The following is a 26,719-nucleotide window of genomic DNA, read 5'->3' as shown; positions in this document are numbered from 1 at the left end:
TCGCCGTTAAGACTGGGGCTTATCTCCCTCCTTAATGGCGTGCCATTCCCATCTTTCCGGCAATGGATATAAAACCGGCTCCATCACTTCACCCCCGCTTGTTGAAGCAGGTCTAATGCTGCAAGTTCTAGTTTACTAAAGGCGAACCACTTTTTCCCCAGATCTTTCATGGATGCGCCAATATGGTAAATCTGGTGTTGGTCGATGATCAGAAAGCGGTCGTGGGCTTTGTTAAATGGCTTGAGTTCAATGCCAGGGTATTGCTGATTGTGTTTATAAACATCAAGCTCAAGTTTTTTTGTTACATTGCTGGTCATTAGCGTGACGCGCACCTTGGATTTGCGTTCGCTTAGCATAGTTAATACACTTTCATCAATATAGTTGTCGATTAACACTATCTGCTTATTCGCCGATTTAATCAGCTTATTAGCGAACACATAGGCATCAAAGACTTGCCCATCAAAAAATATTCCTTGTTTTACCGGTAGGCTTGAAGCTTCCATTGCCTGGAATAAGGTATCTATGCGCTGATCTGATAGCTGTTGTTTCTGCTCTACTTGTCCAAGCCGTTGAAACAGGGCGGCGTTATTCAGCAAAAAGCTGCGCATTTGTACAAAGGCTTGCATGATCTGAATGCTGACCTGAATGGCGATATCACTACGCAACACTGCAGAAAGCATGGCAATGCCTTGCTCGGTAAAGGCATAGGACAGATATCGTCGCCCGCCATGTTGGCTTGAGGTCACAATTTGTGACCTCAAGCTTTCTTCCTCTTCAGGGGTCAGTTGAAAACGAAAAGATTCCGGAAATCGCGCAATGTTTCGTTTTACTGCTTGATTCAGCACTTTGGTATCCACCTGATATAGCTCGGACAGGTCTCGATCCAGCATGACTTGTTTGCCTCTAATAGTCAGAATCAGGCTTTGTAAGGATTGGGGATTCGTGGTTGTCCTGAGCGTATGTACTGACAATTTTCCCTTATCCATGCTTATTTCTCCACCAACAGATCTTCAATTTTATCCAACAAGCCAGACTCTAGTTTTTCCTTGGTACAGATATGTTTGAGAATATCGCTTGCTGCTAGATGCTCGGACTCTTTCTTAGCTTCTACTACAGCCAGATAACGGTTATCTTTGTGAAGCAAGTAATCCACAAAGCAACGCCGCCCACATACTCCTCCAGCCATCTTTCTACCGTCGGTGAAGTAATGCTCCCGAACGATAGTGCTCAGTTGCTGAGTTTACTGCCCACAAAGGAGCATACTGCAAATATTACTTTTCAATAACTTTTGTAACCTTAAGTCAATTTGTACGGAAGTCAATACTAAAAATGAGTAACAATCTATAATCGAAACAACAAGCGGACAGCAATCTTGCCTTTTGCTCGCGCCCGCTGAAGCAGTTCTGGTATAGTGGTATTGTTTTGATAATCTGCAAGGAGCCAAACTGCATGCAATGGCAGGTGCTGACTTTTGAGCAACTGGATACCTATACGCTGTATGCCCTGTTGCAACTGCGTGTCGATGTCTTTGTGGTAGAACAAAACTGTCCTTACCCGGAACTGGATGATCGGGACCTGCATCCGCAAACCCGGCATGTGTTGCTGAAAAAAGGCGACAAAGTGATTGCCTATTCGCGGGTACTGGCGCCTGGAGTGGCCTTTGATCATTACCCTGGCGTGGGCCGGGTCTGCGTCTCGCAAACGGCCAGGCGTTTAGGGCTGGGCCAGGTGTTGGTGGAGAAAACCATCGCCGTGGCCAAAGAACACTGGCCACGGATGGATATTCATATTTCTGCCCAGTGTTATCTGCAGCAGTTTTATGAACAACACGGCTTCCAGGCAGCCAGTGAACCCTACCTGGAAGACGATATTCCTCATCTGAAGATGATCTTACCCTATCGCTAAACGATTAAGGCAAGGCGGCTTCAAACGTCAGGGTCAAACTTTCGCGCACCTGATCTGCCAGCGCATTGCTGCTGTCCAGTTGCACGCTGGCTTCAATCACATAGCGCCCTGCTACCTGCGGGGTAAAGGTCAGATAACCATTGGCATCCGAGCTTAGCACCTCACGGCCGGCATCGTCCCGGTACAACTCGCCTTCGCGCGACAATTCTACCTGCACATCAGCCACCGGCTTGCCATCCAGCACAAACTGCCAGCGCACCGGCTCGGTCGCCACCACATCGGCCGGATGAGTCAACAGCTTTAACTCCAGCCCATCATTACTGAGTGCCAGTGCCGTCTGATTGGGGGCATTGACACTCACATAACTCAGTGCTCGGCCACGGCTACGGGTGGTAACAACATCGGTGGCATTGGCTGGTAACTGCGCTGCCCGCTCTTGTTTATTGGCCATAATACGACGGCGCTGACCATCTTCCTGGAAAAAGGTGAAGTAACGTGCCGGCCCACCCAATTCAATGCGGTAGGTACCATCCATGGTCAACTGGTGATCTGCTTGCGACTTACGCTTGCCCTGGTAACTCTGAGCAAAAGCCTGGCGCTGACCATCCGGAAAAACAATCGACAGATTGGCCGGGCTCACCCCTTTGTCTGCCACAAAAGTCATGTTGGCTGCTGATACATCCACCGAAATCCAGCTGTCCTCCGATGACAGCACAAAGTGGCTGGGTAACACCCACAAGGTATGGGCCGCAGCACTGACACTGCACAGCGTTAACAGGGTTGCTAAAATCATTTTTTTCATGCGTGATGGTCCTTTTAGTTTAGAGTAATTTTCAGTTCGCCCAGCTCCGGCATCGCTTCCTGGGTATAGTGCTGAGCCGCGCCGCCCCATTGAAAGCTCTGACGTTGCAAACTGCGTCCACCTTGCTCACGCGAGGCTTCAACAAAAACAGTGTATTCACCGGCGGGCAATGGCTGGCCGGCATCATCCAATCCATCCCAACTCAGTTGGTAACGGCCTGGGGTGCGGGTTGCACCGGTACGGGCATCGACCAGCTCAGTTTCACTGCGGCCAATTTTGCGCCAGAAGCGACGAATATCCTTCAGCCAGTCCGGCTCTTTACGCCAAAGCGCAATCAGACGTACCGGTTGCTGCGCTTCATCCTCCACCCAGACAGCCACATAAGGTCGATAGTATTGAGCGGTTTCTATCACCGGCAATTCCAGTGAGATAGTAAGTTCCTGCGCTTTACTGGCCGGAGCAATCAAGCCGAGGCCAAGCAATAACGCAGCAGTAAACAACAGTGATCGCATACAAACTCCCTTCATTAAATTGCAAATTCAGATGTGCAAAGACATCAGGTAAATCAGAATGGCGGCCATGCCACCCAGCAACGCCAGGGTATTGCCGATGGCCCGCATCGACTGCGACTTCAACAGCAAATAAAAACCGGTTAGCGCAAACACCAGGCAACTGATGGCGGTAATATCAATCAACCAGGCCCAAAGGCCACCGGCATCACGTCCTTTGTGTAAATCATTGGCCAGCGCCAGATAACCGGCAAACACCTGCTCCAATTCCAGCTCAGCCGCGTCAAAGTCCAGCAGCGCTGTGACATAACCAGCCGGGCGCTTAAACTCCAGCTCCAGCAGTTCATCATCATTATCAAACTGATAGCGCCACTCAGTAGCCCGAACACCATGCTGTTGCTGCAACCACTGCTGCACTTCCTGCGCATACCAGTGTTGCTGATCCGGTGCCTCGGGCATCGCATCTCGCTGCAATTCAGCCGGTACAGGCAACAATTCCAGGCGCTGATAACTGCCCCACTGACTCTGCCAGTTCGGGTGATTCAGGGTGATGCCGGTGATGGAAAAAAACAGCAACAACAACAGCACCCACATCGCGCTGTAGGTATGCAGCGCCCGCATCAGGCGCTGCAGATTGAACGGACTAGGCTTCATCCGCCACCTTAGAAGTTGTAGGTCGCAGACAGCCAGAAGCTACGTGCTTTCATCGAGGTGTTGTAATCCGATGTACAGCTGTAAGCATCCTGCGCTTCGGTCAGTCGACAAGTACGACTGGATAAATCATCATCCAGCAGGTTGTTGATGCGGGCACTGACCACCCAGGCATCCGATACCCGATACATGGCTGATAGATGGAACAACTGGTACGATTTATAGTAGAGTTTATTGGTTTCAGGGCCATCCGGACCCGGCTCGATCTGGGTGCCGCGGAAGCGCTTACTGCGAATTTCTGAGATCAGCGATAAAGAGAGTGGCTCAGTCAGTTGCCAGCTCAGATTGGCATTGATCATATGCCGGGGTGTGCTGACCAGAGGCAAACCCTGATTGTTGCCACTTTTGACTTCACTGTCGGTAAAGGTGTAGTTCGCTGTCATCGACCAGCTGTCGCTCAGTTTCACCTTACCTGCCAGTTCAACCCCACGGGTTTCGGATTTATCGACATTGGAAGCCTGGCGGAAACTAACATAGCCTAAATCAGCCCAGCCTGTGCCCACATCGACACAGCTTTCACCAGCCGCCGCCACCTCACAATTGGGCAAGTTATCCTGGCTAATAATTTTATCTTTAAAGTCATTGTAAAACAGCGTGATGTTACCACTGAACCTGTCGCTGCCAGTGTAATAGGCGGCAACTTCATAGTTAATGCTGGTTTCTGGCTGCAAGCCTGGAGTACCTACCATCGGGCTGGTGCCCTGACCGCCAAAGCCGGTAATACCGGAGAACAATTGCTCTGGACGCGGTGTTTTGTAGCCGGTACTGATGCCGCCTTTCAGCGTCCAGTTGCTTAAACCACGCCAGTTCAGATAAGCACGCGGGCTAAACTGACTACCAAAAATATTATGATGGTCGTAGCGGGCACCCAGAGTTGCCGTTAAATCAGTAGTCAGATCCATGCTGTCTTCAGCAAAAATAGCCCATTGACGGTGTTTGGCCTCGGTACCTGCACGGTAGCCATCACCGTACATGCCAAAAACACCATCTTCCATATCGGCATTAAAGTATTGCGCACCCACCACAAAGAAATGGTTCTGCCACTGCGATTCCAGCTTGGTATCGATGATCAGGTTATCAATTTTGAGGGTACGTAGCGGCCTCGGTAAAAACTCATTTTCCAATTGCAACCGAATGGCATCGGTTAAAGCCGGGACATTCACGCCCTGATCTTCTCTGGCCTGATCCCAGATAGCTTGCACCTGCAAACGCTCCTCCACCGTCAGTGGTAAAGAGCGGCCAAAGTTTTCACTACGGCTTTTGGTCAAAGCACTTTGCCAATTACCAAAATCAAAGCGTCCCTGATGGCTAAGCACAAACTGTTCCCGCTCTACCCGCTGGTATGGTGTATAACCAACCCGCGGCATTACTATGCCGCCACTGGCGCGCCATAGACTCTCTGGTCCATCCAATGTGCCAGTCTGTCCCAACCGATTGTCGTAGCGTTGTTTAGAAATATCGTATTCGATCGCCAGGTCCTGCTGCTCGGTCAGAGCGTAGTTCAGTGTCAAGCCAGCATTCCAGTTCTTTGCACCCACAATTTTGCGATCGCCAAAGTTACCCTGCTCCGACCAAATGCTGCCATCCGGTAAGGGCAATGCCGTCTGATAACTGGGATCGCTATCATCCCGGTCATAAATACCAGCCCGCAACTGATACACCAGCCCATTCAAACCACTAGGGCCGCTTAAAAACAAGTCCAGCTTTTTATCATCACCATACTGACTGTCTTGCTGCAAATTGTAGCTGGCCGTCACACTCCCATGCGTGCTGTCCATATGGCGCCGGGTAATGATGTTAATAACCCCGCCAATGGCATCAGCACCATACAAGGTAGACATAGGGCCACGCACTACTTCAATACGCTCTATCGCGGCCAGTGGTGGCATGTACATAAACTGGCTGTTGCCAAAGTTATTTGGGCCTATGTTGCCAATGTCGCTTTGACGACGGCCATTAAACAACACCAAAGTGTAATCGGATGGCAAGCCCCGCATGGTAATGCTGATATTGCCGTTTTTATCCTGGCCACTACCAACATCAATCCCTTCAATATCTCGTAGCGCATCTGCCAGGCTGGTAAAAGGCTTGGCCGCTAATTCCTCCCGTGTAACCACAGTGACGCTGGCAGGTGCATCGATCAACTTTTGCTCAAAGCCTGCAGCGGTGACAACGATGACTTCGCCATCGTACTCCGGCAAATCCATCTTGACTCCGGCCAAGGCTGGTAGGTGTATAGCAGACACGACAAGGGCAGCGACAGCACTGCGACGGAAGGTTTTCATTCGTTTCTCCTGTTGTTATAACGGTGCCATATTGGGGACACTCGATAGCGCGGTGCAAATGATAATGATTCTCACCATTAAGATCAATAGCAAATGTGAATAATTATCATCTAGCGTAGAGGCTAGTTGCCGAGCATCAGCAGCAGAGCAATAACAGGAAGGAGTAAAACCCGAAGATTAGGACAATATGGGGGTATGTAGGTCCTGGTCACTGCCATGGACTGGCAGTGACCAGCTAGTACAGAGCGGTTAGAAGCGGTAACGGAAGCCCAGCTCGAAAGAGCGCTCCGGGCCAACATAGATACCCTGACGCAAGCCAGCAATGTATTGCTTGTCGGTCAGGTTTTTCACAGCACCAAACAGGGTAAACTCATTGCTTACACTGTACTGTGCAGTCAGATCCAACACGGTATACGAAGGCAGTAAGCCACCCCAGATGCCACCACCGGCACCAGTTGGCAACTCAACCTGATTGCTCGGATCACCGTACTGCTCACCACGGTGGTGTGCTGTCAGCGCCGCTTTCAGGTTGTCTGCACTGTAGTTCAAGCCAATATTGGCCATAAACTTAGGGGCATACGGCAAACGATTGTCTTTGTGATCGCCAGTTTTGAACTTAGAGGTTGGGATCCAGGTGGCATTGGTATCCAGGCTAAAGCCAGCACCAAAATCATAAGCCAGTGCCAGCTCCATGCCGCTGTGCTCGGTTTTACCTGCATTGGACTGAGACAAGTTTGGATCGCTGTTGCCCGTTACCACCTGATTGCTAAAGTCCATATAGAACGCAGCCACTTCATAGCTCAGCGCACCTTCGCTGCCACGGATACCAATCTCGTAGTTGGTAGCCCGTTCGCCATCCAGCTTCTGATCGGTCAGGCCATCCAGGGCCACGCCATTGGATGCCGGAGAAAACGCACGGTATACACCACCGTACAGTTGCACAGCAGGAGTCAGCTCATACGTCGCACCCAGACCTGGCAATACTTCCGTATTGCTGGTTTTGGCTGAAGCATTGTTCTGAGTCAGGATTTCCCGCTCTTGCTCATACGACTCAATCCGCACCCCTGGTGTTACCGCCAGGCGTTCAGTCAGTTCAATACGGCTCTGTACATAGGCGGCGATACTATCGGCCGAGTCAACAATATGGCGGTCATTAATACCGGTACGGTCCTGCGCCCGGGTAGTCCGGATACGGGTGTCATTTGATTCTTCCCGCATTAAGCGCAAACCAATCTCGGTATCTGCACTCAGACTCCCCCACTCATGCGCCAAACTTAACCGCGTTTCAATACCAAAGCGCTGCCAGCTGCGATTGTTACCGGTTAAATCATCAGTATAAACCCAACGCCCCGCCGCATTGGATGCCGCTGTATCCACGTTGTAACGCCAGTAATCACGAGTAACATCACTCCAATACACCAGGGTTTTCAGAGTGGTGGTGTCGTTGATAGTCCATTCATGGTTCACATCAAAGGCTTTACGATCCGTCAGGTACCAGTCGTCCGGTGCCGGATTGTAACGCTCACCGGCCAGGTAATCGTTCAACAGCAAACCACGGTAAGAGATATTGGCATCGTTTTCATGGTAAGAAAACTTCACACCAACACGCTGATTGGCGCCAATGGCGGTGCCGGCTTTTACCATCACATCGCTCATCTCGTAGCCTTTATCCATAAAGCCATCGCTCTTGGCATGAGTAGCGACCACACCGGCATACGCATCGCCCGAAGCATTTTTACCACCGGCTTCGATACTGGCTTCACGCATATTGAAAGAACCAATACGGCCAGACAGCTGCACGCCATCATCTGGTGTTTTGGTGATGTAGTTGACTACGCCACCAATAGTGGATGGGCCATAGCGCAACGACGCCGAGCCTTTTAAGATCTCAGCACCGTCCATACGTTGAATACGTGGGTTGAAGTAACGGTCATTGCCAATAAAAAGCCCCGGAGCTACCGGTACGCCATCTTCCAGCACCAGCGACTTGGACTCACTAGCAGATAAACCACGCAAACCGAAGTTACCAACAATGGAGGTTTCTTCTTCGCCCTTGATATTGATACCCGGGACCCGGCGCAACACGTCTTCGGTCGACAAAGGCTGAATGGCGTCAATCTGTTCACGGCTAATAAGCACCACAGTGCCAGTCTCAATATGAGCATGACTCAGTTGATCGCCTCTCACACGGATCACTTCAATGCGCGGAGCTGATGAGTGCTGTGCGCCATCGTCGTCACCAACAACTTCGCCAGCCAGAGTAGTCAGTGGCATAGCACCAAGTGCCAGTGCCAACGCTAATTTATTGGGTGTAAATGTTCTTCCTACAGCCATGATGATACCCCTTAACTTAAGAATGAATCGTCAATCAGCAGTGTGCGTAACCACTGCTCTTGTTGTTCTGTTTGGGGCAGGATCCTAAGCGCTAATGATAATGATTGTCAATTGAATTGTGATATTGTTTTACTTAATAAGGGCGCACTTCCTCTGCGCCCTCGCGACCGAACCGGTCTCCTTGCTTGGCCTCGTTAGCCAGCACTGCCGTATAGATACTCCGCACGCTGAAACAAAATCCAACTGGTTAGAATGTACTTATCATTGGATACCGGAATGCAGCCTCTGTGGGTATGGGTAAAGTAGGCCGGTGCTATCACCATGCGACCGGTTTTGGGCTGGATGGCTTTGTTCTGGTAATAAAACTCGGTCTGACCGCCGTCCTCAACATCGTTCAGGTAGAACATAAACAACAGCGCCCGGTGCAAAGCCTCGTTGTGTGGCTGCTGCGGATATACTTCGGAATGCCAGTAATTGTAGTTGCCTTTGCCGGCGTCGTACTTTTGCATTTGCACCGCACCAATCCGAAACAAGGCCCGCATATAGTCAGCCACTTTATCACTACCGAACTCGGTAAAATTATCGTGGGTCAATGCCACCGGCTGGCCGGTTTGTGGATGGCGGATGGTCAATGCAATAGGGCCAATCAAAGCAAAGTGATGCTTCCGAAAATACTGCTCGGCATAGTTGGACGTTGCTTCAATAATGGTGTGCAGGTGCTGCTGGTATGCGGCATGCTCGTTTAAATACAAATCGGTGCTTATTTTTTTGCTGGGATCTACCCCACCACCGGTGCGGCCGGGAGCTTTGTGTGCGCTTTGCTCAAAATCAGCGATCAGCTGTTGGCAAAAAGCCGGGCTTAGCGCATCATCGTACACCTCAATAAAATCAGTCATGGGTCTCTCTTGCAATGTTCACAGAAGTTATACAACCGCGTTTTTCAGAAACGGATGCGTTAGGTCACATTAACAATACCGTGGTCGCGGTCTGGTTTGAAGCCTGTCGCACGCCTATTTTTCAGATTTTCACCCCAGAGCTGGATCTAAAGCGCTGGCCATTGATCGTTGCCAGCATAGCAGTGGATTTTAAAGCCCAGTTGCATTATGGCAGTGAGGTAGAAGTACGCAGCTGGATCAGCCGGATTGGCAACAGCTCCTTTGAGGTCACCCAACAAGCCTGGCAGCAAGGTCAGTGCTGCGCCGAAGGCAGAGCTGCTTTGGTGCATTTTGACTACCAACAGCAAAAAGCCAAAGCGCTAAGCCCGGCGCTGAAGGCTGCCCTGGAGCAGCATAAGCTCTAGCACTTAGTCAGGGCAACGCCCCTCAAAGCGCACCGTCATGCTGGCCTGGCGGATCGGTGGAAACACCGAGACCGTGCCGGAGGCTTTCAGTATTCCATCTTCCACCCAGCGTTTGAGCTCCGGGGACTCTGCACTATCTTCAGGGCCGCGATGCACCCACTGGGCGTTGTCGTAAGTGACCGACAATGCGTGCATGCCCGGCCAGCGTTGCAGCATCAGCGTGACGCTTTGCCCATCTGCCAGCGTGCCCCGTGCACCAGCTGTTTCCGGATCCCCAGCACAGCTGGTCACTTCCACCGGGAAGGCTTCACCGTCCAGCCACAGTGTGCCGTTACCGGCTGACATGGCAGCAGTGCTTAGTAGTAAGGCCATCGCGGGAAAAAACATAAAACCTCCTTGTGGTGAGTTTGGGTACTTCCTGATACGTTTGCAGCCATAACCATAGCACAAGGGGGAGTTTTGGAGGTAGAAAGAGCTTGGTTGCTAGAGGTGCCATCGATGGCCGCAACCGTGGCAACGATGCCTGGCTTTACGCAGCGGAAAAATAACCCCGACGACCCCCAGCGTTAAGATAAGCAACAGCAGCATGGCTGGTGGTATGCTGTGCTGGATGGCTTTCGCGCCGCAATGGGGGCATCCCTCCGGCTCTGTATCCGGAAATTCCTGCTGCAAAGAGACCTCATACTCCCCTGCCAGATGCTGCTGCAAAATAGTCCGGCCTTGTGCTTCCTGCTCTGCCTGAACCTGCACTTTGACCCCACCGAGGGCTTGCGACAGACTCCAGTTCGCCCATATATGATGCTCATGCGCAATCCAGGCAGGGATCCCTTCCGCTTCCAGCCGCCCTTTGGCAAGATGGGCCTCAACAGGGTTGGTAAAAACCTCAATGGTTACAAGTGTTGGCATGCTGCTGTCAATTCAGGGGGCTAGACTGTCGAGCATACAACTGCTCCAGCGCTTCACGCAAGGTTGGGTAAAAGGTCAGCATGCCTGGCTCAGGCTGCACACCCGCTTTAGCCAGGGTTTTAAGAGGCTGGAACTGCAGATCGGCGATTAGCAGTTCGACCTGCTGTTTGCGGCACTGTGCTCTGAGTTTTTCCAGGGCTGCCAGGCCGCCGGCATCCAGCAGTGGCACCCCATCCATATACAACAGCAAGCCGCGCTGCTGCGCGCTTAGTAAACCAATTTCAGCAAAAATACGATCGGCGGCGGCAAAAAACAGCGGGCCACTGATTTTCAGTACCTTCCAGCCTGCTGGTAATGGCTGTTCCACCTGCTTGCGGTTTTTGGAGATATCGGTCACTTTGGTCATGGCAGCGATATCTTTCATAAACAGCAAGGTCGCCAGCAAAATGCCAGCGGTAATGGCGATGACCATATCCAGAATCACCGTCAGCAGCAGGCATACCATAAACACCAGCACATCGCTGCGTGGCGCGGTTTTTAACAAATGCACTGCTTTGGGTGCTTCGCTCATGCCCCAGGCCACCATCACCAGCAAGGCTGCCAGCGCCGCCATCGGGATATAGGCCAATAAAGGGGTGAGCAGCAACAGTGCCAGCAACACCACCAGGGCATGCACCATGCCGGCAACGGGCGACTGTGCCCCGGCATTGAAATTGGCGGAAGAACGAGCCAGCGCTGCCGTTGCGGTAATACCGCCAAAGAATGGCGTAATGATGTTGCCAAGCCCCTGCCCCAGCAATTCGCTGTTGGCACTGTGCCGCCGGCCACTGGCATTGTCCAGCACCACGGCGCACAGCAGCGATTCAATGGCTCCCAGCATGGCAATGGCAAAAGCGGCCGCCAGCAAATCCTTCGCCAGTTGCCAGCTAAAACTAAGCGCCACCCCATCCGGGCCGGGGCGGTTCCAGGGCCAGTCAAAGTAAGGCAAGTACGGCGGTACACCGGCGGCCAGGCTGCCATCGCTGGTCAGATAACTAAAACGGGAAGAGACTGTCGCCAGATCAGCGCCAAAATGCAGCAACAGCATGCCCAGCAAGGTGCCGACCAATAGTGCCGGCAAATGCGGCGGAACCGGCGTTTTCAAGCGCCGCCAGCCAATCATCACCAGCAAGGTGGTGCTGGCCACCAGCACACTGGCCCAGCCGGCTTGCGGCATGGTCTGCGCCAGCAGCCAGATTTTATCGGCGAAATGTTCTGGCAGGGCCTCGAGCGGCAAACCAAAGAAGTCTTTGAGCTGTAAAATCACAATCACGATGGCAATGCCGGAAGTAAAACCCAGGGTGACGGATTCAGGAATGTACTCAATCAACCGGCCAAGCCGAAACAACGCCATAGCCACCAGCATCACTCCGGCCAGCACCGAGGCCAGCAACAAGCCGCTAAGACCATACTTCAAAGCAATCGGATAGAGGATCACCACAAAGGCCGCGGTTGGGCCCGAGATGCTAAAGCGCGAACCACCGGTCAGCGCAATCACAAAACCAGCAATTATGGCGGTGTACAGGCCATACTGTGGCGGCACCCCCGAGGCAATGGCCAGCGCCATCGCCAGTGGGATGGCAATAATGCCCACCGTCACACCGGCCAGCAGATCTTTCATCAGCTTGCGCCGGTTGTAGCCCTCGGCCAGGCTTTCACGCAGAGCATGGCAAATGCGCAAGGAAAATAAATGGGCCCGGTGCGACATCTCACCATCCCTATGCTAACCAGAGGATTTTACTCAGTATAGCGCCAGCTCAGACCAGAGCCTATTGGCCATTAGTCGGAAAAATGAGCAGTTTTTACAACGGGATGAGCCTGGCTCCCCCCTGCTAAGCCGGCACAGTTGCAGCAATCACATAATCATGGCCACTGGCGAGTACGCCGTGCTCTGCCAGTAAAGCTTCGCCGCGCTGTTGCAGCGCATCGGCGTGCTGCAGCATCGCATCGGTCAGCGCCTGGTTGCCAAAACGCTGGGCGCGCTGGCGGCACATACCCAGCTGGCTATGCAAAAAACGCTCGCCGTAACGGATGCCAAAATGCTTGCAGCTGTGCACCTGATAGCCGCTGCGCTCCAGCTGGCGTAAGGTCCAGTCGGCCGGGTATTCGCGGTAAGGGCGCTCCTGCGCCAGCAGCAGGCAGGCATCGCGCAGCCGGCCAAGTTCGGTGACAAATTGATCGACCTCGTTGTTGCGGTAAAGTGGCACATAAGGCTCCAGTGCGGTGATGTACAAACGCCCGCCTGGTTTTAAGTGCTGACGAATGCGCGGCAGCACCTGATCCTGCCAATAAGGCGCAAAGCCATCGATGGCGCCGATAAAGTAATCCAACAAAATGGTATCGAACTGCTCACCGTCCAGCAGCTGTTCGTCCATCCAATTACCCACCACCAGCCGATCGTCTGGCCGCATGGCGGTCGGGTAATGTTGCACACTTTGCCGGGCCATGGCTTCGGAGGCAGTAATGGCGGTCCAGCGCTCAGTTTTTAACGTGCTAATCCATTGCAGCGAGTTGACGCCGGTACCAGCATCCAGCAGATGCCCCCAGGGCGCATCGCCCTGCAATTGCTTGATGTAACGAAATAATGCAGAAATTTTCGGGGCTGTGGAGCTGGTAACCGGCATAACGGACTCGCATGGATAACAAAAAAACTGGGGGATAAAGTGATAATATCACATTGACGCAGCGTTGCCATAACCGTTTACCGCCAGACGTATCGGATGAATTATTTTTGCAAATCGTTGCAGATGGGTACAGCAATACGGGTAGAATGCAGTAAAGGCAAGCCCCTTATAGCCCGAGCAAAAAACACACGGAACGGTCTTGCAGAACGTCAAGCCGGAGCGTTTGATAAAGGCCCGGCAAACAACCGCTTACAACGAAGGATGAACCGATGAAATTCCGTTTTCCAGTTATTGTTATCGATGAAGATTTTCGCTCCGAGAATATCTCTGGCTCAGGCATCCGTGATTTAGCCGAGGCCATCGGCAGCCACGGTTTTGAAGTGGTGGGATACACCAGCTATGTGGATTTAACCGCTTTTGCCCAGCAAGCCAGCCGCGCCTCCTGTTTTATTTTGTCGATTGACGATGAAGAGTTTGGCAGCGGCACCGATGCCGAAGTCACTGCCGCTCTGGCCGAGCTTAGAGCCTTTGTGCAAGAAGTGCGCAAGCGCAATGCCGATATCCCGATCTTTTTATATGGCGAAACCCGCACCAGCCGGCATATTTCGAACGATATTCTGCGCGAGCTGCACGGTTTTATTCATATGTTTGAAGACACGCCAGAGTTTGTCGCCCGCCATATTATCCGCGAAGCAAAAAAGTACCTGGATGCATTGGCACCGCCGTTTTTTAATGCGCTGATGGATTATGCCGAGGACTCATCCTACTCCTGGCATTGCCCGGGGCACTCGGGCGGCGTCGCCTTTTTGAAAAGCCCGGTCGGCCAGATGTTTCATCAGTTCTTTGGCGAGAACATGCTACGGGCCGATGTTTGCAACTCGGTCGATGAGTTAGGCCAGCTGCTGGATCACACCGGGCCGGTGGCGCAAAGTGAGCAAAATGCCGCCCGTATTTTTAACGCCGATCATTTGTTTTTTGTCACCAACGGCACCTCGACCTCGAATAAAATGGTCTGGCACTCGGTGGTGGCACCCGGCGACATCGTGGTGGTGGACCGCAACTGCCATAAGTCGATTTTGCACTCGATCATTATGACCGGCGCCATCCCGGTATTTTTAATGCCAACCCGCAACCACTACGGCATTATTGGCCCTATTCCAAAAAGCGAGTTTTCGCCCGAGTCCATCGCGAAGAAAATTGAAGCCAACCCCTTTGCCCGCAACGCCAAAAACAAAAAGCCGCGCATTTTAACCATTACCCAAAGTACCTACGACGGTATTTTGTACAATGTGGAAGAAATTAAGCAGCAGTTGGGCTCCACCATCGATACGCTGCATTTTGATGAAGCCTGGTTGCCGCATGCCAGCTTCCATGGCTTTTACCACAATATGCATGCCATTGGGAAAGACCGGCCGCGCTCTGAAGAAACCCTGGTCTTCGCCACCCAGTCGACCCATAAATTGCTGGCCGGCTTATCGCAGGCGTCGCAAATTCTGGTGCAAAATGCCCAGCACCGCAGCCTCGATACCCACCGTTTTAACGAGTCCTATTTAATGCACAGCTCGACCAGCCCGCAATACGCCATTATTGCCAGCTGTGATGTGGCAGCGGCGATGATGGAAGCACCGGGCGGCACCGCACTGGTGGAAGAAAGCTTGCTCGAAGCGATTGATTTCAGACGGGCCATGCGCAAGGTGGATGCAGAGTTTGGTGATGATGACTGGTGGTTTACCGTCTGGGGCCCGGAGCATTTGCCGGAAGAAGGCATTGGCGAACGTGATAACTGGATGCTGCATGCCACGGATAGCTGGCATGGCTTTGGTGATATTGTTTCTGGCTTTAATATGCTGGATCCAATCAAAGCCACCATTATTACCCCGGGCCTGACGCTGCAGGGCCAGTTTGATGAGCAAGGCATACCTGCTACGATTGTGAGCAAGTACCTGGCTGAGCACGGTATTATTATTGAGAAAACCGGCCTCTATTCGTTCTTTATTATGTTTACCATTGGCATTACCAAGGGCCGCTGGAACTCGATGGTGACCGAGTTGCAGCAGTTTAAAGACGATTACGATCAAAACCTGCCGATGTGGCGGGTAATGCCAGAGTTTGTGGCGAAAAACCCGCAGTATGAGCGCGTTGGCCTGCGCGATCTCTGTCAGCAAATTCATAATATTTACCGGCAGTTTGATGTAGCCAAAGTCACGACCGAGATGTATCTGTCGAATATTGAAACGGCGATGACCCCGGCGGATGCCTGGGCCAAGATGGCGCACCGGGAAATTGAGCGGGTGTCTATTGATGCTATCGAAGGTCGCGTCACCGCGATGCTGGTCACCCCTTACCCGCCGGGTATCCCGCTGATGGTGCCAGGCGAGCGCTTTAATAAAACCATTCTCAAGTACCTTCAGTTTACCCGCGCCTTTAACGGCCAGTTCCCGGGCTTCGAGACCGATGTGCATGGTCTGGTCCGGGAGACGGTAGAAGGCGAAGTGAAGTACTTTATTGATGTGGTAAAAGAGTCCTAGTGAAAAGGCAGCGCTGCCATCGTTGCAGCGCTGCGCATAGGTTCTCATGACCCATTTGTGTTTTAGGCACGAGTTTGCACGCTTTGATCTGCCCCAAAAATCACCCCAAAATTAAAGATGCGGCCCAATAATAGAGCCCACAGCCCCCCAAAAGCGAGTGGACCAGCCGCGCTGACGCCATTGCTCCAGGGTATAGCGTTCAGCATCCGCCATATCCTCATCGATCAATTCCCGAATCATGGCAGCTCCCTTTTCGCCGTATAAATTAACATTGGCCTCACCATTAATGCGCAACGAGCGGTTATCCAGATTGGTCGAGCCGATACTGGCCCATTGATCGTCAATACTGATCAACTTCGAGTGATACATGGCAGGCTGGTACTCATACAGTTCGACTCCGGCTGCAAGCATCTCCCCCCAACGATTCACAGAAGCCTGGCGCAGATACCCCTGGTCAATGCTGTCACCGGGTACCAGAATTCGCACCTGCACCCCACGCTGTGCGGCGTCACGCAAGGCATCAAGAAAAGCCTGATCGGGATAGAAATAGGCGGTGGCGGCCGTAATTTGACTTTGTGCGGCGCTGATCGCATACAGCAGCATTGGCCGCATCCGGTGGCGGCCCTCACGCGGTGAGCTATTGACCATTTGCAGGGTGAGTGCCCCCTGTTGTTCCAGCTCAGGAAAATAGGCCTCGCCATGCAACCAGTCACCGCGTGCATCCAACCAGCTTTCTGCAAAAGTGGACTGCATGGACGCCACGACCGGGCCGCGAATAAGGAAGTGGTTATCGCGGTAGGTTTTGTCTCCTTCCGGCAACCAATTATTGGCAATGTTGGCGCCACCGGTAAAGCCAACACCACCATCCACCAGCAACAGTTTGCGATGGGTGCGATGGTTAAAGCGTGCCAGCTGGTACCAGGAGGGCTTGCGCCACAGCTCCACCTCCACACCGGCTGCTTGCATGCGTTCAAACTTCTCCGGCGCTGCACTGCGCGACCCGATAAAGTCAATTAGCGCATGAACTCTAACCCCCCGCTCAGCTGCCCGAACTAGAGCATCGCTCAAGGCCCCGGCGGAGTCTTCTCCCCAAAACTCATAGGTTTCGAACGAGACCGAATGCTTAGCCTGATCAACAGCCTCAATCATGGCCGAATAGATCGCTTCGCCATTTCGCAAGACAGTCACCTCGTTTCCTTCAACCAGCGGGTAATTTAGCAAGGCTCCCATGGATCGTTGAAAACGTGGATCGGCGATGCCATAGTCTGGTGTTGGCAGGCTTTGTAAGCGGATGGGCTTCGGCATGGCATTAAACAGCATGATGTTTGCCACTACCACAAGCACGATGAAAGCGATGAGCAACAGCAACACAGAACGAAGTGGGTAACTACGGAGTATTTTCATTGCAAAAAGAGAGTATCTCCCAATACCAAACGTATAACCAACCTATCCACCCTGGCTTCAAAGGTCAAGTTATCATCACCCTTAGGAATTAGCGCGTAAATTTTGAGCTGCCCCGAAATTTTCGGATGACCAAGGAGGAGATGTTAACCTATACCAGTAACTTTATTGATACGGATGGCTTCAGCGGTGGTAGCAGCACCAAGTTTCAGCCGGGCATTTCGTAGATGATTTTCAATCGTGCGCCCTGAGATACCAAGCGTTTCTGCAATAGCGGCTTGTCGCCAGCCAGCACCTATCCAGGCCAAGATCTCCTGCTCTCTTGCTGTTAACCGGCCTTTTGTCGCCGCAGCAGGTGCCTCAAGTAAATATCTGGCCCGGAAAAAAGCCACATTGGCTAAACTGGTTAAAGCAAGCCGGCTGCTGCTGGATGCATCTATCGTATCGCCAGCAAAGCTAAATGCACCTTGCAAACCAGTTGCGCCAAAGATGGGGATTTGCAAACCATGTAAGCCCTGTCCTTGCGGTTTATTGACTATTTTGTAGCGCTCGCCGTTAGCAGCAGGGATTTTGCTCCAAAAAAAAGGTTCGTCATGGCGGATCACATGCTGGGTAGCAGGGCAATGCCGTAAATAGGTCGCTACATCAATCTGCTGCCCTTGTTCCAGCCATAAACCTTCTAACCAATAGATGCGTTCAAGTCGCCCTTCCAGACTGCTGTTTACAGTGAATGATAAAATACGATCATAACCAAGAGGCGCAACAAAATTGCGGACATAGTGTTGTAGTTCGCTAAACTGCTTGCTGCGCTCAACAGCAAGCAAAGTCGGCATTAGCTTATCTTGCGACACGATAAATCCGCTTTAAACCGCATTTAATAGTGTTGTAGCGGCCAGTTGCCCCAACGCATTAGCGGCAAGCGGACTATCACCCGTCAATAAATTGCGATCTTGATGCACCATACCACTGATCCCATCGTTTAAAATGATAAAGCCGTTATCCTGTAATTGCTTGGCATATTGCCAGGTTAAGTGCCCAGGCATGTAACCGATGTCAGGGGTTTGTGCATCCAGCGCATCAGGAAAGGCACAAAGGCTGTAGCCGGCCAAACGCGAGTTACTGCCAACGGCCAATAGCGCGGCGGGGCCATGGCAAAGTGAGATAATAAACTTGTTATAATCCATTGCCCAGTTTAGTAGCTTGCTCATATCGCTACTAAAAGGTAAACCGATAAGCGCGCCGTGCCCCCCTGGGATAAAGACTGCGATGTAATCTGAGTCCGCACCTAAATTATTGGCCATCACATCAGCAAGTTTCAATGGTGCTTGAAATTGCTGTCGATATTTTGCAAATAGGCCCATCACTTCTTTGTCTTCGCTTGGCATAGCCCAATATTCAAACTTAGCCGGGTTGCCTGAAAGCGTGGCAATATCAAAATCAAAACCCGCTTTAGCCAAATGATACATTGGCAGGAGCGTTTCCACCGGATGATTACCGGTGGAAAACAGCGTACCATTTTGCATCGGTAAGTAACGCTCATCTGCTGCTACCACCAATACTTTCCAACGGCCGCCTTGGTAAGAATTTGGATACTCCGCATTGCTTAAATCTGATTTTGTAGAAGTAAACTGGCTAAGAGAAAAAGGTGATGGGAAGAAAGCGTTATCTTCGGCCAAATCCCGGGTTGGTGTTTTATCAGTTGCAAGGTTGTTGGTCATTATCAGCTCCAAGAGTTTTTGTCTTCAGCTGTATAATAAGATAGCAGTTTAAGTGGCAACATAGGGGTTTTCCCCTAATTTAGCTGACTTTATTCAAGTTCATTCACCCTAAGTATTTCACTGCCACGCCGTACTGTTAGTACAGATATTTTTTGGGCAGGCGCATCAATGCCGTATATGACCCGGTAAGCTCCGTAGATGATTTCCCGTATTCGCTCGATACCAGCCTCAGGCACTTTTCTTCCGCTCATGGGGTGTGTTACTAAGCGCTCAACCGACTCGAACAGCCCCTCTACCCATGCCTCGGCAGCCAAAGGCTTATCTAACGCAATGTAACTGGCAATGTCTCTAACGCGCTCTAACGCGAGCGGGGACCATTCCAGCTTCACGTACGCAACTGCCTCAAAATCATGTCCTTCGCCTCGGCATGAGGCACCCCATCCCCTGCCTCTATTTGTGCTTCTGCACTGTAAATATCCTCCAGCAGCTCTAACCGCTCCTGCATGCGTTGATATTCATGCACGCCAACCAGCACGGCAACTCCACGGCCACGCTGAGTTAGCACCATCGGACGATGTGTCTCGTTAATCTGCTTTACAAAGGATGCTATTCCAGCCCTGAAGTCAGATAACGGGCGAATATCTTCATTAACTCTGAGTTTTGTCATGGCAAACCAAACGTACTGTTGGACGTACCTCTAAATGTACTTCATGAGACTAGAAAGCGCAATTGACCATTACCGATTAAAGAGCTGGTTACTGTTGATGTACTGAGTGATTTGCTCTGGCGGGGACCACGAAATTCGTTGATCTGTCCCCGAAATTCGAAAAATACTCGAGAGACTGCCGCAGCACTTAGATAGGTAAGCCATCCATTTCAAGATTTTGGTGGTTATGCGCCTTGCGATTAAAGTCACCAGATACCATAATTAGGTACTTTTTGGTATTTAGGAGTCTATTCATGGCTAAAAACACCAGCATCACGCTTGGCGATCACTTCGAAAGCTTTATTGCCAGCCAGATTGACAGTGGGCGTTACGGCTCCGCCAGTGAAGTGATTCGCTCGGCGCTGCGCTTACTCGAAAACCAGGAAGCCAAACTGCAGTTACTGCGACAACTGCTGATCGAAGGGGAACAAAGTGGTGATGCCGATTATGATCTCACTAGCTTGATCAGTGAACTCGATAGTGACGACGCTTGATGAAGCCATTTGTGCTCACTGCTGCAGCGAAAACCGATTTACGGGATGTTGCTTTATTTACTCAGCGCCGTTGGGGCAAAGATCAGCGAAATGTTTATTTAAAACAATTCGATGATTCATTTTGGCTCTTAGCTGAGAACCACGACATCGGTAAGTCATGCGATGAAATCCTACCAGGCTACCGAAAATTTCCTCAGGGTAGCCACCTGATTTTTTATCAGCAAACAGGCAGCCAGCAAATAAGGATCATCCGCATTCTTCATAAGAGCATGGATGTTCAACCGATATTTGGCGCATAACACTGCGAACAACAGCACCCAGGCATAGGCTATCTTGCTGATGCAAAAACAGACCATGAAGCTCGTAAATTTTGATCTGATAATCATCTAGCCTGAGTGGCCCTTAGACGGCCTCCAAGTTAATAGCTATTTTTTGATTGACGTCGAAAAACATCTATTTCCAAGGAGGCCGTATGAAATTGTATGTCGGGATTGACCTTCATTCCACTAATTCAGTGCTGGTTATTCTGGATGAGAATGATAAGGTCATTTATTCCAAGCGTTTACCAAACGATGCGCAGGTTATTCTCGGAGTGCTTGCCATGTACAAAGAGCAGATTGAAGCCATTGCAGTAGAGTCGACTTACAACTGGTATTGGCTGATTGATGCGCTGCAAGCACAAGGCTACGAGGTTCGGCTGGTGAATACCGCCGCCGTCGTGGTCTACGATGGCCTGAAGTACAGTGGTGATGTTGCTGATGCCAGGCACCTGGCGCATTTGCTGCGCATGGACTTGCTGCCCTGTGGTTATATTTATCCGAAAGAGCCTCGTGCTCTGCGTGATTTAGCACGAAAACGCGCCCAACTGGTACGGCAAAAGACCACCCAGCTGTTGTCCATCAAGAATTTATTGGTGCGCAATACCGGCCGGGATACACCAAGCTACACCATTAAAACATGGACAGCGGAGCAAGTGGCTGCACTGCCCCTGTTGCCAGAGCAGTTACTGGCGTTGCAGGCCAACTGGGCCGTGATGCAAGCATTAGCACAGCAAATTCAGGCCGTAGAAGCTGAGCTGTTACGCCAGCTCAAGCCCTGCAAGGCTTTTCAGCTGCTCAAAACCGTATCCGGGATTGGCGATATTTTATCGATGACCATTTATCTGGAAACCGGTGATATTCAGCGGTTTGACAGTTGCGGTAATTTTGCCTCTTATGCCCGGATGGTCACGTCAAAACGCGAGTCCAACGGCAAGAAAAAAGGCGAAGGAAACCGGAAATGTGGCAATCGTTATCTGTGCTGGGCCTTTATGGAGGCAGCACACTTTGCCATTGGCTCGGATGAAACAATCAAACGCTTTTACCAGCGTAAATGCGCAAAAAGTTTAAAGGTAGTCGCGATGAAAGCTGTAGCCCACAAACTGGCCAGAGCCTGCTACAACATGCTCAAAGACGGAGTGGAGTTTGATGTAAAACGCGCCTTTAACTGAGTTTACTCAGCGTAGCTGATGCCGTATTTGGGGTTGGTAAAACCATAGATCTGATTGCACAGCTACGCTGTTTTACCTTGTTTTGCCGTAACATCGCCTGCTGCCTGAGCCATCAAGGGGTTGGTTTAAAGCCATGATTCTGTCGCAGCAAAAGCTGCATCACTTGGACAGGCGGGAGAACAGAGGGTTTTCTGGGGCTACAAGTAGCCAGGGGCCGGATGCAGTCAGTCCAGAGCCTTGATCCTGATGGGTGACTGGTGCGATACACGCACAACCACCAACGAGAACTAAAATGCGACGGTTATTGGTTTGCAAGGAATAAAAGATACGCGCACTTGGCGTGCGCGTGGTTTTGGTTACGCTATTGACACCGAGAGGCTAATGGGTGACCCCGAAATTCGAATTTCCCCCAAGTCCGGATAAAAATTACCCTCAAGCAAACCAACCTGAACTGACTTTATGCCTAAACCCTTGCAAACAGCACCGAGATGAGGATGAACATAACAAAGACCGCTCACTGCATGATGTGCAGTACTTTGAATTACGCTTCTCAATCTCTTCGTGCTCATATTTTCCTTGTACAGCTAACACTTGCAGCACAGGCCGAAACCCGCGCAGCGGTTGAGGTTCAGGCCACGCAGTGGCCGATTGTGACTGCGCTTGTTATGTGCTTTTTGCAATTTTTTCATGCCCAACGTATATCATTGATACAACTATAATTGGAGCACCAAGAGCTAGTATCCCCAACGATTTAGGATAACCTAAATATAAAAATATTAAGCCGCCTAATAATGCAAGTAACAACCCCAAACAGCAATGCCTGCGTAACTTCGTGGACCAAGTGAATAACCATAAGCATATCAATGCAATTGTTGCAGTGAGAAAAAAAGCGTGCCGCGAAAATCCCTGTAACGCTTCACTCGAACCTGCCTCATTTATGTTAAAAAGCCAAACCAATCCAAAACTGTAAGGCAACAGCAGTAAGCATGAGACTAAAAGTCTGAGTAAGATGCTCATAAATACACCACATAACGCAAAGCACACGGGCGGCGAGCCGCGCAGCGGGTTGACGTCCCAGCGACCAACGGGAGCGAGTGATCCGCCTTGTTATGTTTTATGCTTAACATATTGATTATAAAACCAAAGATAGTAAATACCCAAAATTGTCCCAAGTGGGAATAATAGAACCATACCAATCAGTGAGGTTGGTAAGCATAACTTGAACGCCCATATTTTATTTCGTAGCAAGTTAAGTCCAGCAAGTGACATTAAAAAAAGTGTTGGTATAAAAATTACATTTATCAGAAGTTGTAACATTCCCATGTCGTGTAAATTTCTGAGCGCAGTAGCACCAACCAGAAGAAACAGCACTCCCCCCAACACAAAATAAATAAAGCCAATAATTTTTTGATGAATACTCATGCTACCGCCAGTAAACATAACGCCCGCCACAAACGCGAGCAACTTGTTGCGAGTCGAGCGCTCAACGGGCGCGTTTTGGTGGCGTTTGTTAGGTGCATCAAAAATTCGCTAATTAATTAATGCGCCGATTGCAAAAATTGACATGACAGGAATTGCAACAACTGCATCGACAACTATCGCAGCAGGGGTTGCTATTATTTTTCCTGCTTTATCAGCACCACCAACAGGCATTTCAACCCTTACATAATGGTGACCTTCCAGTTGTTCAAAAGGATAGTCCCCTTCTACAACATACCGCTTTCCCATCATCGGGAATGTGATCCCCATGTTTCCGGGTCGGTACTTTCGATCAACGAATACAAGTGCCCGAAGCTCAGTCACATTCGATGGTTGTATAGCTACCAAGGTAAACTCACCAGCGACATTGTTTTCTTTATCAAGCTTAAATGTGCTGTAAACAGGCGTAAAATCCATTGTTCGGCTTAACGCTAAAATACTTTTAAATTTATCACTTGCTTCAAAGATATAGCTATATTTCTCGCCAGTGACAATCAGCAAGTTTTCGTCAGCTACACCATAGAAGCCTGTGATGTGTTCATCGTAGCTTGGAGCCTGCCAAACCTGTGAAGTACAACCAGTCAAAAAAATCAAAATGGCAAATAATCGGTAGTACATTTGGTCTCCTCAAAGCCCTAGACATAATGACTCCCCACAAGGTGCTGACCTCCGAGTTCGTGGGTTAGCTTCGCAGCCAGAGCCATACTGTATTTGCTGAGAATACAATACTGGAGGTCAGCATGATTAACAATAGCATAACCTTTATTGGTCTGGACACGCATAAAGATTTTTTCGAAGTCGCCTACATTGAAGACAGCCGTGAGGCCAAACCAATCAGCCTTGGCCGCATTGGTGGTACCAAGCCCGCCTTGCAAAAGCTGGTTCGCCAATTTGAATCGAAGCATCCAGGGAAAACACTGCACTTTACTTATGGAGCTTCCCCTGCTGTCAGCAAGCAAGGATGCTGAAATCAGCAGGTGCTCATTGGCTATCGTGAAATATCCATTGTCGCCCTCTGCCACGGTTCATCACATGGTAGTAAGCATTGTCGTATTCAATTCGCAGTGGTCTTGTCATGGTAAAAATTTAGACTAGCCAAAGCGGCTTCGCAATAGTCAAGATTTGACCCCCATCACCCTGACTGATGAACACCTTCGAAGCAGAAGGCTCTGAATTTGTTGCCAAAGACTGATCCGAATCATTCGGAGCCTCTTCTTCAATGTCTTCTATGTACTGATTTATCGAATCTTTCAGCAGCTTGAAATCATGCCGAAATGCACGGAGATGATCGGCGCTATAGTCGAAACCAGCGATGTATACCATCGTTGGATAATAGAAGAGCAGTTCACTGAAATGTTCGAACTCTGTTGAATCCTTACCGAACACCTTTACGAAGGTCCTCTCAACTAGATTTTTCCAACTCTTGAACTCCGGATCGTCACTGTTTTCGACAGTGACTGCTTCGGACTTATCGAGGAGTTTTCGAAGCAACCTCAGCTTCTCTGCCTGGTCGGGCATTCAGTTTTTCCCCCTAAGCATATAACGTTTCACCTTTACGGCGTTTACTTACTGGTCGCTGTTTAGCCAGCGAGTAAATGTCCGAAAACAGGCGCTTGTTACATTTGTCACCATTCTTCGCGGCGACCCCATTGCTCTTTTGCTGAGATAAAGTCTCTGTCGGCTTCAGCTCTGAAGAAAAGCGTGAACCAGAAGAAAACGGGGATTAATCCCATTAGAAAAACGTTCAGATACCAAGCGAGTTCTTGCTGGACTGCAAAATGAAGAGCTGCTGTCCCAATGGTAAAACATAGAAAAATGACAGCCATTAAATAGCTATGCATTACGCTCAGTACGGTTCCCACGAATCTTGTTCTTGGTCTTTTTATGGGTGATTCGATTGCAACGGAGGCCCCTTGAAGAAACCGTTTGCTAGCATCCCTCGTCTTGGAGCTTATGAATAATGCAGCTTTGATTAATTCTGGATCTTGAATTGACTTGGCAATATTTTTGAGGATGAGAATAACACCCCAAGCTAATACCAGGTAAACAACCAAGCTAATCCCCCATTCGGGAAAGATCTCCTTGTTTTGGAGGATGAAATCAATGACAGATTTTACAGTCTTTTCCATGAGTAACGACTTAGCCCTCTAAATGTAACGCTTTGCTCACCGGTAAATTAGGAGCGTAGCGAGTAATTTATCGGCGTGCAGCAACTTGTTACACGTCATTTATACAGCAACTCACACACTTCCATTACTGATTTTTATATTGTTTGCATTCTCACTGGTAGAGCCCTTCAAGTTGAGGTAAACCAAGAAAGTATGATGGTCTTGAGTCACTGTAGTTACCTTGCGCATTCCGCCTTAATGATGTTCGAAGTAAGATGCAGCATAACTCGGCTCTAGTGATTCCGACATAATGTAAATTAGTGTCTTCTGATAAGCTTGGATAATTAATATCGTCCCAATTTACACCTGGTATTCGGTGTGGGAAAGACCACTCCTCCATATCCAAATGAAACACTATTTTGAATTCCAAGCCCTTAGATTTATGAAGCGTCATGAGCTGGACTTCATCCTCTGCAATGGGCTTAAACAACTTCACTAAGGAATCATTGTTCCAGATTGATCTCACAGCTTCATTTTCAACTTTTAACTCGTTATACCCCATTAGCTGCAGTAAATCGTTACATCTATCTATAAACATTTCCAGATTTTGTTCGGCACGAATAGACTTTAATACTCTTCTTAACTCAGCAATATTTGCCAACCCAAACTTTAATGAATATTTTTCTATCAAGTCTTGGGCAGTTGGAATTGATTCGTATTTGTATAAAAGAAAATCTGAATAAATGTCAGCACACTCAGTGCCGATATCATTAAGTGGTGTATCCTTATACAATCGGTGTTCAAGGCCTAAGCCTAACGAAAACTCACTTAAGGAGACTTCTTTTTTTGCTAAAACTGCAATATCACATGCATGAGCAACTTTACCGTTTTCTAACCAATCTGTTATCCAAGAGGTGACGACTTCAGCTGCATTTTTTAAATTCCCAGTAAGTAAACGCCTGTACACTCGAATATCATCTTCGTGAGGTATTAATTGATATTGAGGAACAAGAAGCCGAGAAGCATAATTAACAATTGATGGGTGACACCTATGATTTAAGTCGAGCTCAAAATGCTTAAAATTAACAGTGTCTTTGGTTAATTCAATCAAGAATTCAGGCTGACTTCCCCTGAAACGATATATCGACTGATCGATGTCACCAACAGCAGTTGCGACTAGGCCAAGTTCACGTAGTTTGGTGAAAAGCTCATGTTGTGCCTCAGATGAATCCTGATACTCATCCATAAATACATGAGAATAACGCGCTTTTATATAATTCTGTGCCGAAGCTGAGCTATTGAGTATTAAAAGTGACAAAGCAGCAAAACTGCTCATCCACAGGATTCCGTTATCATATAATGCTTTGAAGCCATCATCGGA

At 49.8% G+C, this 26,719-nt stretch carries 29 protein-coding genes; 7 read left to right on the top strand and 22 right to left on the bottom strand.

Going from position 1 to position 26,719, the window contains the following annotated elements:
* Positions 1-83 precede the first annotated feature (83 nt).
* Positions 84-986, bottom strand: a complete 903-nt coding sequence (locus QWF21_RS02335; RefSeq protein ID WP_330086434.1) for an ORF6N domain-containing protein — start codon at positions 984-986, stop codon at positions 84-86.
* 2 nt (positions 987-988) lie between these two features.
* Positions 989-1,186: a hypothetical protein gene (locus QWF21_RS02330; protein ID WP_330086433.1), complete on the bottom strand. Its 198-nt coding sequence runs from the start codon at positions 1,184-1,186 to the stop codon at positions 989-991.
* A gap of 263 nt (positions 1,187-1,449) precedes the next feature.
* On the opposite strand from QWF21_RS02330, the gene QWF21_RS02325 reads away from it, so the two are divergent.
* Complete coding sequence (locus QWF21_RS02325; protein ID WP_330086432.1) at positions 1,450-1,905, top strand: GNAT family N-acetyltransferase; 456 nt, start codon at positions 1,450-1,452, stop codon at positions 1,903-1,905.
* Between the two features lie 4 nt (positions 1,906-1,909).
* Here the strand turns inward: QWF21_RS02325 and QWF21_RS02320 are convergent, their stop codons facing one another.
* The 6 genes from QWF21_RS02320 to QWF21_RS02295 form a co-directional block, all read right to left on the bottom strand.
* Positions 1,910-2,707, bottom strand: coding sequence for a DUF4198 domain-containing protein (locus QWF21_RS02320; protein WP_330086431.1), 798 nt, complete (start codon positions 2,705-2,707; stop codon positions 1,910-1,912).
* A gap of 14 nt (positions 2,708-2,721) precedes the next feature.
* On the bottom strand, positions 2,722-3,219 hold the full coding sequence (locus QWF21_RS02315; protein WP_330086430.1) for a DUF2271 domain-containing protein: 498 nt from the start codon (positions 3,217-3,219) through the stop codon (positions 2,722-2,724).
* 27 nt (positions 3,220-3,246) lie between these two features.
* Positions 3,247-3,870 (bottom strand): PepSY-associated TM helix domain-containing protein, encoded by a 624-nt coding sequence (locus QWF21_RS02310; RefSeq protein ID WP_330086429.1) that lies wholly within the window; start codon positions 3,868-3,870, stop codon positions 3,247-3,249.
* An 8-nt stretch (positions 3,871-3,878) separates the two neighbouring features.
* Positions 3,879-6,212, bottom strand: a complete 2,334-nt coding sequence (locus tag QWF21_RS02305) for a TonB-dependent receptor domain-containing protein (protein WP_330086428.1) — start codon at positions 6,210-6,212, stop codon at positions 3,879-3,881.
* A gap of 249 nt (positions 6,213-6,461) precedes the next feature.
* Positions 6,462-8,546 carry a TonB-dependent receptor family protein gene (locus tag QWF21_RS02300; protein ID WP_330086427.1) on the bottom strand — a complete coding sequence of 695 codons (2,085 nt, stop codon included), beginning with the start codon at positions 8,544-8,546 and terminating at the stop codon, positions 6,462-6,464.
* Positions 8,547-8,740: 194 nt separating this feature from the next.
* Positions 8,741-9,442 carry a 2OG-Fe(II) oxygenase gene (locus QWF21_RS02295; protein WP_330086426.1) on the bottom strand — a complete coding sequence of 234 codons (702 nt, stop codon included), beginning with the start codon at positions 9,440-9,442 and terminating at the stop codon, positions 8,741-8,743.
* A 14-nt stretch (positions 9,443-9,456) separates the two neighbouring features.
* Here QWF21_RS02295 and QWF21_RS02290 point away from each other — a divergent pair, with 14 nt between their 5' ends.
* Complete coding sequence (locus QWF21_RS02290; RefSeq protein ID WP_330086425.1) at positions 9,457-9,846, top strand: acyl-CoA thioesterase; 390 nt, start codon at positions 9,457-9,459, stop codon at positions 9,844-9,846.
* A 3-nt stretch (positions 9,847-9,849) separates the two neighbouring features.
* Here the strand turns inward: QWF21_RS02290 and QWF21_RS02285 are convergent, their stop codons facing one another.
* The 4 genes from QWF21_RS02285 to QWF21_RS02270 form a co-directional block, all read right to left on the bottom strand.
* Positions 9,850-10,233 carry a hypothetical protein gene (locus QWF21_RS02285; protein ID WP_330086424.1) on the bottom strand — a complete coding sequence of 128 codons (384 nt, stop codon included), beginning with the start codon at positions 10,231-10,233 and terminating at the stop codon, positions 9,850-9,852.
* 96 nt (positions 10,234-10,329) lie between these two features.
* Entirely contained in the window at positions 10,330-10,752 is a 423-nt protein-coding gene (locus QWF21_RS02280) for a putative signal transducing protein (RefSeq protein ID WP_330086423.1), read from the bottom strand.
* A 7-nt stretch (positions 10,753-10,759) separates the two neighbouring features.
* Positions 10,760-12,499 (bottom strand): C4-dicarboxylic acid transporter DauA, encoded by a 1,740-nt coding sequence (gene dauA, locus QWF21_RS02275; protein WP_330086422.1) that lies wholly within the window; start codon positions 12,497-12,499, stop codon positions 10,760-10,762.
* A gap of 124 nt (positions 12,500-12,623) precedes the next feature.
* On the bottom strand, positions 12,624-13,415 hold the full coding sequence (locus QWF21_RS02270) for a class I SAM-dependent methyltransferase (RefSeq protein ID WP_330086421.1): 792 nt from the start codon (positions 13,413-13,415) through the stop codon (positions 12,624-12,626).
* 269 nt (positions 13,416-13,684) lie between these two features.
* Here QWF21_RS02270 and QWF21_RS02265 point away from each other — a divergent pair, with 269 nt between their 5' ends.
* Positions 13,685-15,943, top strand: coding sequence for an arginine/lysine/ornithine decarboxylase (locus QWF21_RS02265; protein WP_330086420.1), 2,259 nt, complete (start codon positions 13,685-13,687; stop codon positions 15,941-15,943).
* Positions 15,944-16,054: 111 nt separating this feature from the next.
* Here the strand turns inward: QWF21_RS02265 and QWF21_RS02260 are convergent, their stop codons facing one another.
* From QWF21_RS02260 to QWF21_RS02240, 5 genes are all read right to left on the bottom strand, one after another.
* Positions 16,055-17,347, bottom strand: a complete 1,293-nt coding sequence (locus tag QWF21_RS02260; RefSeq protein ID WP_407935253.1) for a phospholipase D-like domain-containing protein — start codon at positions 17,345-17,347, stop codon at positions 16,055-16,057.
* Positions 17,348-17,490: 143 nt separating this feature from the next.
* Positions 17,491-18,177 carry a PA1136 family autoinducer-binding transcriptional regulator gene (locus QWF21_RS02255; protein ID WP_330086419.1) on the bottom strand — a complete coding sequence of 229 codons (687 nt, stop codon included), beginning with the start codon at positions 18,175-18,177 and terminating at the stop codon, positions 17,491-17,493.
* Between the two features lie 30 nt (positions 18,178-18,207).
* Positions 18,208-19,062, bottom strand: coding sequence for a glyoxalase III HchA (gene hchA / locus QWF21_RS02250; RefSeq protein WP_330086418.1), 855 nt, complete (start codon positions 19,060-19,062; stop codon positions 18,208-18,210).
* Between the two features lie 89 nt (positions 19,063-19,151).
* Entirely contained in the window at positions 19,152-19,451 is a 300-nt protein-coding gene (locus tag QWF21_RS02245) for a type II toxin-antitoxin system RelE/ParE family toxin (protein WP_330086417.1), read from the bottom strand.
* Complete coding sequence (locus QWF21_RS02240) at positions 19,448-19,729, bottom strand: type II toxin-antitoxin system Phd/YefM family antitoxin (protein WP_330086416.1); 282 nt, start codon at positions 19,727-19,729, stop codon at positions 19,448-19,450. Before QWF21_RS02240 ends, QWF21_RS02245 begins: the two co-directional genes overlap by 4 nt.
* Positions 19,730-20,022: 293 nt before the next feature.
* Here QWF21_RS02240 and QWF21_RS02235 point away from each other — a divergent pair, with 293 nt between their 5' ends.
* The 3 genes from QWF21_RS02235 (at position 20,023) to QWF21_RS02225 (ending at position 21,751) form a co-directional block, all read left to right on the top strand.
* Positions 20,023-20,262, top strand: coding sequence for a type II toxin-antitoxin system ParD family antitoxin (locus QWF21_RS02235; protein ID WP_330086415.1), 240 nt, complete (start codon positions 20,023-20,025; stop codon positions 20,260-20,262).
* Positions 20,262-20,561: a type II toxin-antitoxin system RelE/ParE family toxin gene (locus QWF21_RS02230; RefSeq protein WP_330086414.1), complete on the top strand. Its 300-nt coding sequence runs from the start codon at positions 20,262-20,264 to the stop codon at positions 20,559-20,561. The genes QWF21_RS02235 and QWF21_RS02230 overlap by 1 nt, the downstream gene beginning before the upstream one ends.
* Positions 20,562-20,734: 173 nt before the next feature.
* Positions 20,735-21,751 carry an IS110 family RNA-guided transposase gene (locus QWF21_RS02225; protein ID WP_330086413.1) on the top strand — a complete coding sequence of 339 codons (1,017 nt, stop codon included), beginning with the start codon at positions 20,735-20,737 and terminating at the stop codon, positions 21,749-21,751.
* Positions 21,752-22,858: 1,107 nt separating this feature from the next.
* Here QWF21_RS02225 and QWF21_RS02220 read toward each other — a convergent pair.
* Together QWF21_RS02220 and QWF21_RS02215 are read right to left on the bottom strand one after the other, a co-directional pair.
* Positions 22,859-23,173, bottom strand: a complete 315-nt coding sequence (locus QWF21_RS02220) for a hypothetical protein (protein ID WP_330086412.1) — start codon at positions 23,171-23,173, stop codon at positions 22,859-22,861.
* Between the two features lie 108 nt (positions 23,174-23,281).
* A complete protein-coding gene (locus tag QWF21_RS02215) occupies positions 23,282-23,848 on the bottom strand; it encodes a hypothetical protein (RefSeq protein WP_330086411.1) in 567 nt (188 codons plus the stop codon).
* A 122-nt stretch (positions 23,849-23,970) separates the two neighbouring features.
* Here QWF21_RS02215 and QWF21_RS02210 point away from each other — a divergent pair, with 122 nt between their 5' ends.
* The gene (locus QWF21_RS02210; RefSeq protein ID WP_407935252.1) at positions 23,971-24,198 is read left to right on the top strand and encodes a hypothetical protein; all 228 of its coding nucleotides are present in this window, start codon (positions 23,971-23,973) and stop codon (positions 24,196-24,198) included.
* 118 nt (positions 24,199-24,316) lie between these two features.
* On the opposite strand, the gene QWF21_RS02205 is transcribed toward QWF21_RS02210, so the two are convergent.
* The 3 genes from QWF21_RS02205 to QWF21_RS02195 form a co-directional block, all read right to left on the bottom strand.
* Positions 24,317-24,748: a hypothetical protein gene (locus QWF21_RS02205; protein WP_330086410.1), complete on the bottom strand. Its 432-nt coding sequence runs from the start codon at positions 24,746-24,748 to the stop codon at positions 24,317-24,319.
* Between the two features lie 107 nt (positions 24,749-24,855).
* Positions 24,856-25,359, bottom strand: coding sequence for a hypothetical protein (locus tag QWF21_RS02200; protein ID WP_330086409.1), 504 nt, complete (start codon positions 25,357-25,359; stop codon positions 24,856-24,858).
* Between the two features lie 151 nt (positions 25,360-25,510).
* Positions 25,511-26,719, bottom strand: a 1,209-nt coding sequence (locus QWF21_RS02195; RefSeq protein WP_330086408.1) for an ATP-dependent helicase, incomplete at its 5' end; no start/stop codon positions are given.

Source organism: Alkalimonas mucilaginosa (assembly GCF_036327005.1).
Classification (GTDB): domain Bacteria; phylum Pseudomonadota; class Gammaproteobacteria; order Enterobacterales; family Alteromonadaceae; genus Alkalimonas; species Alkalimonas mucilaginosa.
The sequence above is the reverse complement of the archived record's forward strand: the minus strand, read 5'-3'. Positions and strand labels throughout refer to the sequence as shown.

Bases quoted from the DNA above. Each gene is read 5' to 3' on its own strand.
- QWF21_RS02335 (WP_330086434.1), bottom strand. From the start codon at position 986: ATGGATAAGGGAAAATTGTCAGTACATACGCTCAGGACAACCACGAAT.
- QWF21_RS02330 (WP_330086433.1), bottom strand. From the start codon at position 1,186: ATGGCTGGAGGAGTATGTGGGCGGCGTTGCTTTGTGGATTACTTGCTT.
- QWF21_RS02325 (WP_330086432.1), top strand. From the start codon at position 1,450: ATGCAATGGCAGGTGCTGACTTTTGAGCAACTGGATACCTATACGCTG.
- QWF21_RS02320 (WP_330086431.1), bottom strand. From the start codon at position 2,707: ATGAAAAAAATGATTTTAGCAACCCTGTTAACGCTGTGCAGTGTCAGT.
- QWF21_RS02315 (WP_330086430.1), bottom strand. From the start codon at position 3,219: ATGCGATCACTGTTGTTTACTGCTGCGTTATTGCTTGGCCTCGGCTTG.
- QWF21_RS02310 (WP_330086429.1), bottom strand. From the start codon at position 3,870: ATGAAGCCTAGTCCGTTCAATCTGCAGCGCCTGATGCGGGCGCTGCAT.
- QWF21_RS02305 (WP_330086428.1), bottom strand. From the start codon at position 6,212: ATGAAAACCTTCCGTCGCAGTGCTGTCGCTGCCCTTGTCGTGTCTGCT.
- QWF21_RS02300 (WP_330086427.1), bottom strand. From the start codon at position 8,546: ATGGCTGTAGGAAGAACATTTACACCCAATAAATTAGCGTTGGCACTG.
- QWF21_RS02295 (WP_330086426.1), bottom strand. From the start codon at position 9,442: ATGACTGATTTTATTGAGGTGTACGATGATGCGCTAAGCCCGGCTTTT.
- QWF21_RS02290 (WP_330086425.1), top strand. From the start codon at position 9,457: ATGTTCACAGAAGTTATACAACCGCGTTTTTCAGAAACGGATGCGTTA.
- QWF21_RS02285 (WP_330086424.1), bottom strand. From the start codon at position 10,233: ATGTTTTTTCCCGCGATGGCCTTACTACTAAGCACTGCTGCCATGTCA.
- QWF21_RS02280 (WP_330086423.1), bottom strand. From the start codon at position 10,752: ATGCCAACACTTGTAACCATTGAGGTTTTTACCAACCCTGTTGAGGCC.
- dauA (WP_330086422.1), bottom strand. From the start codon at position 12,499: ATGTCGCACCGGGCCCATTTATTTTCCTTGCGCATTTGCCATGCTCTG.
- QWF21_RS02270 (WP_330086421.1), bottom strand. From the start codon at position 13,415: ATGCCGGTTACCAGCTCCACAGCCCCGAAAATTTCTGCATTATTTCGT.
- QWF21_RS02265 (WP_330086420.1), top strand. From the start codon at position 13,685: ATGAAATTCCGTTTTCCAGTTATTGTTATCGATGAAGATTTTCGCTCC.
- QWF21_RS02260 (WP_407935253.1), bottom strand. From the start codon at position 17,347: ATGAAAATACTCCGTAGTTACCCACTTCGTTCTGTGTTGCTGTTGCTC.
- QWF21_RS02255 (WP_330086419.1), bottom strand. From the start codon at position 18,177: ATGCCGACTTTGCTTGCTGTTGAGCGCAGCAAGCAGTTTAGCGAACTA.
- hchA (WP_330086418.1), bottom strand. From the start codon at position 19,062: ATGACCAACAACCTTGCAACTGATAAAACACCAACCCGGGATTTGGCC.
- QWF21_RS02240 (WP_330086416.1), bottom strand. From the start codon at position 19,729: ATGACAAAACTCAGAGTTAATGAAGATATTCGCCCGTTATCTGACTTC.
- QWF21_RS02235 (WP_330086415.1), top strand. From the start codon at position 20,023: ATGGCTAAAAACACCAGCATCACGCTTGGCGATCACTTCGAAAGCTTT.
- QWF21_RS02230 (WP_330086414.1), top strand. From the start codon at position 20,262: ATGAAGCCATTTGTGCTCACTGCTGCAGCGAAAACCGATTTACGGGAT.
- QWF21_RS02225 (WP_330086413.1), top strand. From the start codon at position 20,735: ATGAAATTGTATGTCGGGATTGACCTTCATTCCACTAATTCAGTGCTG.
- QWF21_RS02220 (WP_330086412.1), bottom strand. From the start codon at position 23,173: ATGAGTATTCATCAAAAAATTATTGGCTTTATTTATTTTGTGTTGGGG.
- QWF21_RS02215 (WP_330086411.1), bottom strand. From the start codon at position 23,848: ATGTACTACCGATTATTTGCCATTTTGATTTTTTTGACTGGTTGTACT.
- QWF21_RS02210 (WP_407935252.1), top strand. From the start codon at position 23,971: ATGATTAACAATAGCATAACCTTTATTGGTCTGGACACGCATAAAGAT.
- QWF21_RS02205 (WP_330086410.1), bottom strand. From the start codon at position 24,748: ATGCCCGACCAGGCAGAGAAGCTGAGGTTGCTTCGAAAACTCCTCGAT.
- QWF21_RS02200 (WP_330086409.1), bottom strand. From the start codon at position 25,359: ATGGAAAAGACTGTAAAATCTGTCATTGATTTCATCCTCCAAAACAAG.